The sequence below is a fragment of the Kitasatospora sp. NPDC056800 genome (genome assembly GCF_042789775.1).
GTDB lineage: Bacteria > Actinomycetota > Actinomycetes > Streptomycetales > Streptomycetaceae > Kitasatospora.
This window is the reverse complement of sequence record NZ_JBHUAL010000024.1, coordinates 56,828-63,347: the sequence shown is the minus strand read 5'-3', so window position 1 is coordinate 63,347 and position 6,520 is coordinate 56,828. Positions and strand designations below refer to the sequence as shown.

Sequence of the window (6,520 nt, the reverse complement as noted above, 5' to 3'; positions counted from 1 at the left end):
TTGTTGGGGGGGTTTGTGGGGGGGGGGGGGGGGGGGTGGGGGTGGGGGGGGGGGGGGGGGGGGGGGGGGGCCCCGGGGGGGGGCCGCTCCGGGGGCTGGATGATTTTCAGACTGCCAACCCTGGAGGTGGGGCGTTCAGATCGTTGGCAGTCTGAAAATCACCCGTCACGCCCCTCTCCGCGGCCACCCCCTGCGCCACCCCCTCCCGCAGCGCGTCCCTCTCGCGGGGGGAGGGGCGGGTGGGTGGGGGCGGGGGAGGTGGCCCTGGTGCGGGAGGTGGGGGATGAGGCGGGTGGGGTGGGTGTGGGGGAGGTGGGTGTGTGTGGGCGGTGGGTGGGGGTCAGGTGGTGGTGATGTCGGCGAGGGTGCGGAAGACGAGGGCGGTGGAGGTGGCGCCGGGGTCCTGGTGGCCGATGCTGCGTTCGCCGAGGTAGGAGGCGCGGCCCTTGCGGGCCTGGAGGGGGATGGTGTCGCGGGCGCCCTGTTCGGCGGCTTCGGCGGCCGCTGCGGCCGCTGTGGGGAGGTCGGCGCCGGTGGCGGCTGTGGCGCGGAAGGCGGCGACGGCCGGGGTCCAGGCGTCCACGATGGTCTTGTCGCCGGGGGCGGCTTTGCCGAGGAGGCGGATGGCGTCCAGGCCGGCGGACAGGGCCTCGGCGACGGCGGCCGGGTCGGCAGGGTCGGGCAGGGCGGCGCCGATGGCGCGGAAGGCCTTGCCGTAGAGCGGGCCGGAGGCGCCGCCGACCTTGGAGATGAGGGTGGTGCCGGTCTTGGTGAGGACGGCGCCGGGGCCGGCGGGCTGGAGGCCGTCCAGGGCGGTCAGGGCGGCGGCGAAGCCGCGTTGGAGGTTGCTGCCGTGGTCGCCGTCGCCGATCGCGGAGTCCAGGTCGGTGAGCCGGGCCCGCTCCTTCTCGACGGCCGCGGCGATCGCGCGGACCCAGGCCTCGGCCAGCGGGGTGTCGAAGTCCATCGTGCGTCCTCCTCAGGCCCGCTTGAGGGCGGGGGTGTCGACCGGGGCGTCCCAGAGTTCCAGCAGCTCGGCGTCGGCCTTGGTGAGGGTGAGCGAGAAGCCCGCCATGTCCAGGCTGGTGACGTAGTTGCCGACCAGGCTGCGGGCCACCGTGATGCCGCGCTCGGCGAGCCGGGCGGCGACCTCGCCGTAGACCACGTACAGCTCCAGCAGCGGGGTCGCGCCGAGGCCGTTGAGCAGGGCGATCACCTCGTCGCCCGGGGTCAGGTGGTGGTCGGTCAGGATGGTGTCGACGACCTCGGCGGCCAGCTCGCGGGCCGGGCGGAGCTTCTCGCGTCGGCGGCCGGGCTCGCCGTGGATGCCGACGCCGACCTCGATCTCGTCCTCGGGCAGGTCGAAGCCGGGCTTGCCGGCGGCCGGGACGGTGGCCGCGGTGAGCGCGACGGCGAAGGAGCGGGAGGCGGCGTTGACCCGCTCGCCCAGGGCGGCCACCTCGTCCAGCGGGGCGCCGCGCTCGGCCAGCGCGCCGGCGGTCTTCTCGACCAGCACGGTCGCGCCGGTGCCCCGGCGGCCGGCCGTCCAGGTGGAGTCCTCGACCGCGACGTCGTCGTTGACCAGGACGGTGCGGACCTCCAGGCCCTCCTCGGCGGCGAGTTCGGCGGCGAGCTCGAAGTTCATCACATCGCCGGTGTAGTTCTTCACGACGAAGACCACGCCGGCGCCGGTCTCCACGGCCTTGGCGGCGGCCAGCATCTGGTCCGGGACGGGCGAGGTGAAGACCTCGCCGGGGCAGGCGGCGTCGAGCATGCCGGGGCCGACGAAGCCGCCGTGCAGCGGTTCGTGGCCGGAGCCGCCGCCGGAGATCAGCGCGACCTTCGGGCCGGCCGGGCGGGCGGCCCGGGTGATCACCCGGTTGGGGACGTCCACCGTCAGCTCCGGATGGGCGGCGGCGATCCCGGCCAGCGCGTCCTCCAGGACGCTCTCCGGGGTGTTGATCAGCTTCTTCAACGCTCTTCGCTCCCTTGGTGACCTGGGTGACCTGGGTGAGGACGCCACGGCCGGCGACGCCGTAGCCCCGACGCTACGCCAGACGGGGGTGGTGGGCACGGGGTGCGACACGCGGGATTCCGATCACTCTCCCGGAGTACCGGGTTCCGGCCGTAGGGTCGGCCGCATGAGTGAGAACGTGGGCATTGTTCTGGTCTCGCACAGCGCCCGGCTCGCGGAGGGGCTGCGCGAGCTGCTCGGCGAACTCGCCTCGGACGGCGTGCGGGTGGTCGTCGCGGGCGGCACTGAGGACGGCGGGCTCGGCACCAGCTACGACCTGATCGCCGGGGCGATCGCGCGGGCCGACGCCGGGGCGGGCGTGGTCGTGCTGCCGGACCTCGGCAGCTCGGTGCTCACCGCCGTCACGGTGCTGGAGGACGAGCCGCGCCCGGGCGTGCAGCTGGTGGACGCGCCGTTCGTGGAGGGCGCGGTGGCCGCCGCCGTCACCGCCTCGACCGGGGCGGGCCTGGCCGAGGTGGTCGCGGCGGCCGAGGACGCGCGCGGGTTCCGGAAGCTCTGACGGCCCGGTGTCCGGGCGTCGTCCAGTGCCCGCGGCTCACTTGGCGTCCGCGTAGCAGTCCACCACCGCCGTGCTGAGCGGGAAGCGCACCGGGGTGTCGCCGAACACCAGCCGGCGGGCCTCGTCGGCCGCCTCGGCGACGGCGGCGGCCACCTCGTCGGCGAGGTTGGCCGGGGTGTGCACGATCACCTCGTCGTGCTGGAAGAACACCAGGTGCGGGCGGTCCTCCGGGCCCGTCGCGGGCAGTTCGTTCAGCTGGCGGCGCAGGGCCGCGAGCAGGGCCAGCGCCCAGTCGGCGGCGCTGGCCTGGATGACGAAGTTGCGGGTGAAGCGGCCGCGGGCGCGGGCGGTGCGGCCGCCGGCCTCGCCCGCGCCCTCGCCCTCGGTGAGGTCGAGGAAGTCGGCGGAGGCCGGCGGGCAGACCCGGCCGAGCCGGGAGGCGACCACGCCGCCGTCCTCGCCGGTGCGGGCGGCGGCCTCGACGTAGCCCATCGCGGCCGGGTAGCGGCGGTGCAGGGTGTTCAGCAGCGGGCCGATGTCGCCGCTGGTCTGCCCGTACATGGCGCCGAGCAGGCCGAGCTTGGCCTTGTCCCGGTCGCCCTGGAAGGCCTGGGCGGCGAGCGCCTCGTACAGGTCGCCGCCGGCGGCGGTGCGGGCCAGCCCGGCGTCCTGGGAGAGCGCGGCGAGCACCCGGGGCTCCAGCTGGGCGGCGTCGGCGACGACCAGCAGCCAGCCCGGGTCGGCGACCACGGCGCGGCGCAGGATGCGCGGGATCTGCAGGGCGCCGCCGCCGCGGCTGGCCCAGCGCCCGGAGACCACGCCGCCGACCACGTACTCGGGCCGGAACCGGCCGCCGCGGGCCCAGGCGTCCTGCCAGGCCCAGCCGTGCGCGACGTGGATCCGGGACAGCTCCTTGTAGCGGACCAGCAGCTGCGCGGCCGGGTGGTCGACGCCCTTGAGCTCCCAGGAGCGGGTGGAGCCGAGCTGGATGCCCGCCTCGGCGAAGGCGCGCAGCACCTGGGTGTGCGAGTCGGGGTTGAACGGCTTGGCGCCGAGGGCCTGCTGGAGGTCGACGGCGAGCTCGGCGAGGACCCTGGGCTGGGTGCCGGGGACGGTCGGCCGGGGGCCGAGCAGTTCGGTCAGCAGCCGGTCGTGGACGTCGGCCCGCCAGGGCAGCCCGTCGTGGGCCGTCTCGGCGGCCACCAGGGCGCCGGCCGACTCGGCGGCGACCAGCAGCCGGAAGCGCTGCCGGGCGGCCGGGTCGGCGATGGCGGCGATCCGGCGCTGCTGTTCGGCGTGGACGGCGGCCACGGCCTCCAACGGGTCGGCGCCGGGCGGCAGTTGCAGCCGGTCGGGGGCGAACAGGGTGTCCTGGCCGTCGTCGGCGTCGGCCAGGCCGGGCTCGGGCAGGTCCGCCGGGACGGGCAGGTTCCGCAGCCGGGCCCAGGCGGCGCCGAGCGAGCGCGGCGCCCCGAACCGGCCCTCGTGCGCCAGCAGCAGCGCCTCGACCAGCCGCAGGTCGTGGCAGCGGGCGAGCCGGTCGGGCAGGCGCGGCAGCAGCGGGGCGTACCCGGAGTCGGCCGCGGCCCAGACCCAGCGCGGGTGGTCGGCGGCCTCCCGGGCGGCGACGGCGGTGGCGAGGTCGCGGACGGCCTCCGCCGGGCCGAGCGGCCGGCCCGTGTCGTCCAGCGGCTGGAGCCGGCCGCCGGGGCCGTGCGGATCGGGCGCGATGGCGGTCCTGGGTGCCACGGGGGCTGCTCCTCTCCGGCGCGCGGTCGGGCGTGCGGGGACGGGTACGGGGACGCGGGCCCGCGGACGGGCACGCCGCGGCCCGCGACCGACGGGCCCGCGCGTCGACGTTAACGGGTGGGTACGACAACGGGCGGCACGCGGGCCCCGCGAGGGGCGGCAAAAGCACGTGGGCACGGCTCGGGACACGGCGTAGGGTTCGCGAAATGACCGTGAACCCGTTCTTCCAGGCCAGCCCGCTGGTCTACGAGCTCCCGCCGTTCGCCGAGATCCGCGAGGAGCACTACCTGCCCGCGTACGAGCGGGGGATGGCCGAGCAGCTGGCCGAGATCGCGGTGATCACCGCGGACCGGAGCCTGCCGACCTTCGAGAACACCCTGGTGGCCCTGGAGCGCTCCGGGGAGCTGCTGCGCCGGGTCGACGCGGTGTTCCGCAACCAGTCCTCCTCGGACACCACCGACGTGCTGGACGAGGTGGAGGCGAAGGTGAGCCCGCTGCTCGCCGCCCACCACGACGCGATCCACCTGGACCTCGCGCTGTTCGCCCGGATCGAGGCGCTGTACGGGGACCGCGCCGGGCTCGGCCTGGACCCGGAGTCGCTGCGCCTGCTGGAGCGCCGGTACACCGCCTTCGTGCGCTCCGGCGCCCGGCTGGGCGCGGCCGAGCAGGCCCGGCTGCGCGAGCTGAACGCCGAACTCGCCGCGCTCGGCACCACGTTCCAGCAGAACGTGAACGCCGCCACCCGGGCCGCCGCGCTGGTCCTGGACTCCGCCGAGGAACTGGCCGGGCTGTCCGGGGGCGCGATCGCCGGGGCCGCCGAGAACGCCCGGGTGCTGGGCCACGACGGCCGGTACGTGCTGAGCCTGAAGAACACCTCTGGCCAGCCCGAGCTGGCCCAGCTCACCGACCGCGCGGTGCGCGAGCGGCTGCTGGCCGCCTCGCTCGGCCGGGGCGTCGAGGCCAACGGCCCGCTGGCGATCCGGATGGCCGGGCTGCGCGCCGAGCGGGCCGCGCTGCTCGGGTATCCGAGCCACGCCGCGTACGTGGTGGCGGACGAGACGGCCGGTACCGTCGAGGCGGTCTCCTCGCTGCTGGCCCGGCTGGTGGAGCCGGCGGTGGCCAACGCCCGCCGGGAGGCCGCCGAGCTGGCCAGGGCGGCCGCCGCGGACGGCATCACGGAGATCGCCGCGCACGACTGGGCGTACTACTCGGAGAAGGTCCGGCAGAGCTCCTACCAGGTGGACGCGGCCGTGCTGCGCCCGTACTTCGAGCTGGAGCGGGTGCTGAGGGACGGCGTGTTCTTCGCCGCGAACCTGGCGTACGGGGTGACCTTCACCGAGCGGCCGGAGCTGACGGCCCACCACCGGGACGCCCGGGTCTTCGAGGTGTTCGAGGAGGACGGCACCCCGCTGGGCCTGTTCATCGGCGACTTCCACGCCCGGGCGTCCAAGCGCGGCGGCGCCTGGATGGACGCGATGGTGGCCCAGTCCGGGCTGACCGGGCAGCGCCCGGTGGTGCTGAACAACCTCAACATCCCGCGCCCGGCGCCCGGCGAGCCGGTGCTGATGGACTGGGACGAGGTGCGCACGCTGTTCCACGAGTTCGGGCACGCGCTGCACGGGCTGTTCTCGGACGTGCGCTACCCGCTGTTCTCCGGCACCTCGGTGCCCCGGGACTTCGTCGAGTTCCCCTCGCAGGTCAACGAGATGTGGATGGTCCGGCCGGAGGTGCTGGCCAACTACGCCCGCCACCACGCGACCGGGGAGCCGCTGCCGGCCGAGCTGGTCGAGCGGATGACGGCGGCCGAGGGCTTCGGGCAGGGCTTCCGGACGGTGGAGTACCTGGCGGCCACGCTGCTGGACTGGGCGTGGCACACCGTGCCGCGCGGCGAGGAGGTCGCGGACGCCGAGGAGTTCGAGGCGCGGGCGCTCGCCGCGGCCGGGATCGCGGTGGACGCGATCCCGCCGCGCTACCGGACGACGTACTTCCAGCACATCTTCTCCAGCGGCTACAGCGCCGCGTACTACGCGTACATCTGGTCGGAGGTGCTGGACGCCGACACCGTGCAGTGGTTCGAGACCAACGGGCGCGCGGTGCGGGAGAGCGGTGAGCTGTTCCGGCGCGAGCTGCTGGCGCGCGGGTTCAGCCGGGACCCGCTGGAGTCCTTCCGCGCGGTCCTCGGCCGGGCGCCGGAGACCGGGCCGCTGCTGGCCCGCCGGGGGCTGGTCTGACCGTCA

At 75.7% G+C, this 6,520-nt stretch carries 5 protein-coding genes; 2 read left to right on the top strand and 3 right to left on the bottom strand.

Going from position 1 to position 6,520, the window contains the following annotated elements; genetic code table 11:
* Positions 1-340: 340 nt before the first annotated feature.
* Together dhaL and dhaK are read right to left on the bottom strand one after the other, a co-directional pair.
* On the bottom strand, positions 341-967 hold the full coding sequence (gene dhaL / locus ACFRQN_RS08530) for a dihydroxyacetone kinase subunit DhaL (protein ID WP_380739247.1): 627 nt from the start codon (positions 965-967) through the stop codon (positions 341-343).
* A 12-nt stretch (positions 968-979) separates the two neighbouring features.
* The gene (gene dhaK, locus ACFRQN_RS08525; protein WP_049659693.1) at positions 980-1,975 is read right to left on the bottom strand and encodes a dihydroxyacetone kinase subunit DhaK; all 996 of its coding nucleotides are present in this window, start codon (positions 1,973-1,975) and stop codon (positions 980-982) included.
* 166 nt (positions 1,976-2,141) lie between these two features.
* On the opposite strand from dhaK, the gene dhaM reads away from it, so the two are divergent.
* Positions 2,142-2,534, top strand: coding sequence for a dihydroxyacetone kinase phosphoryl donor subunit DhaM (dhaM, locus tag ACFRQN_RS08520; protein WP_049659695.1), 393 nt, complete (start codon positions 2,142-2,144; stop codon positions 2,532-2,534).
* Positions 2,535-2,570: 36 nt separating this feature from the next.
* Here the strand turns inward: dhaM and ACFRQN_RS08515 are convergent, their stop codons facing one another.
* A complete protein-coding gene (locus ACFRQN_RS08515) occupies positions 2,571-4,283 on the bottom strand; it encodes a bifunctional 3'-5' exonuclease/DNA polymerase (RefSeq protein ID WP_380739245.1) in 1,713 nt (570 codons plus the stop codon).
* Positions 4,284-4,489: 206 nt separating this feature from the next.
* On the opposite strand from ACFRQN_RS08515, the gene ACFRQN_RS08510 reads away from it, so the two are divergent.
* Entirely contained in the window at positions 4,490-6,514 is a 2,025-nt protein-coding gene (locus ACFRQN_RS08510; protein WP_380739243.1) for a M3 family metallopeptidase, read from the top strand.
* Positions 6,515-6,520 lie beyond the last annotated feature (6 nt).

Coding starts and splice junctions, on each gene's coding strand:
- dhaM (WP_049659695.1), top strand. CDS start 2,142: ATGAGTGAGAACGTGGGCATTGTTCTGGTCTCGCACAGCGCCCGGCTC.
- ACFRQN_RS08510 (WP_380739243.1), top strand. CDS start 4,490: ATGACCGTGAACCCGTTCTTCCAGGCCAGCCCGCTGGTCTACGAGCTC.
- dhaL (WP_380739247.1), bottom strand. CDS start 967: ATGGACTTCGACACCCCGCTGGCCGAGGCCTGGGTCCGCGCGATCGCC.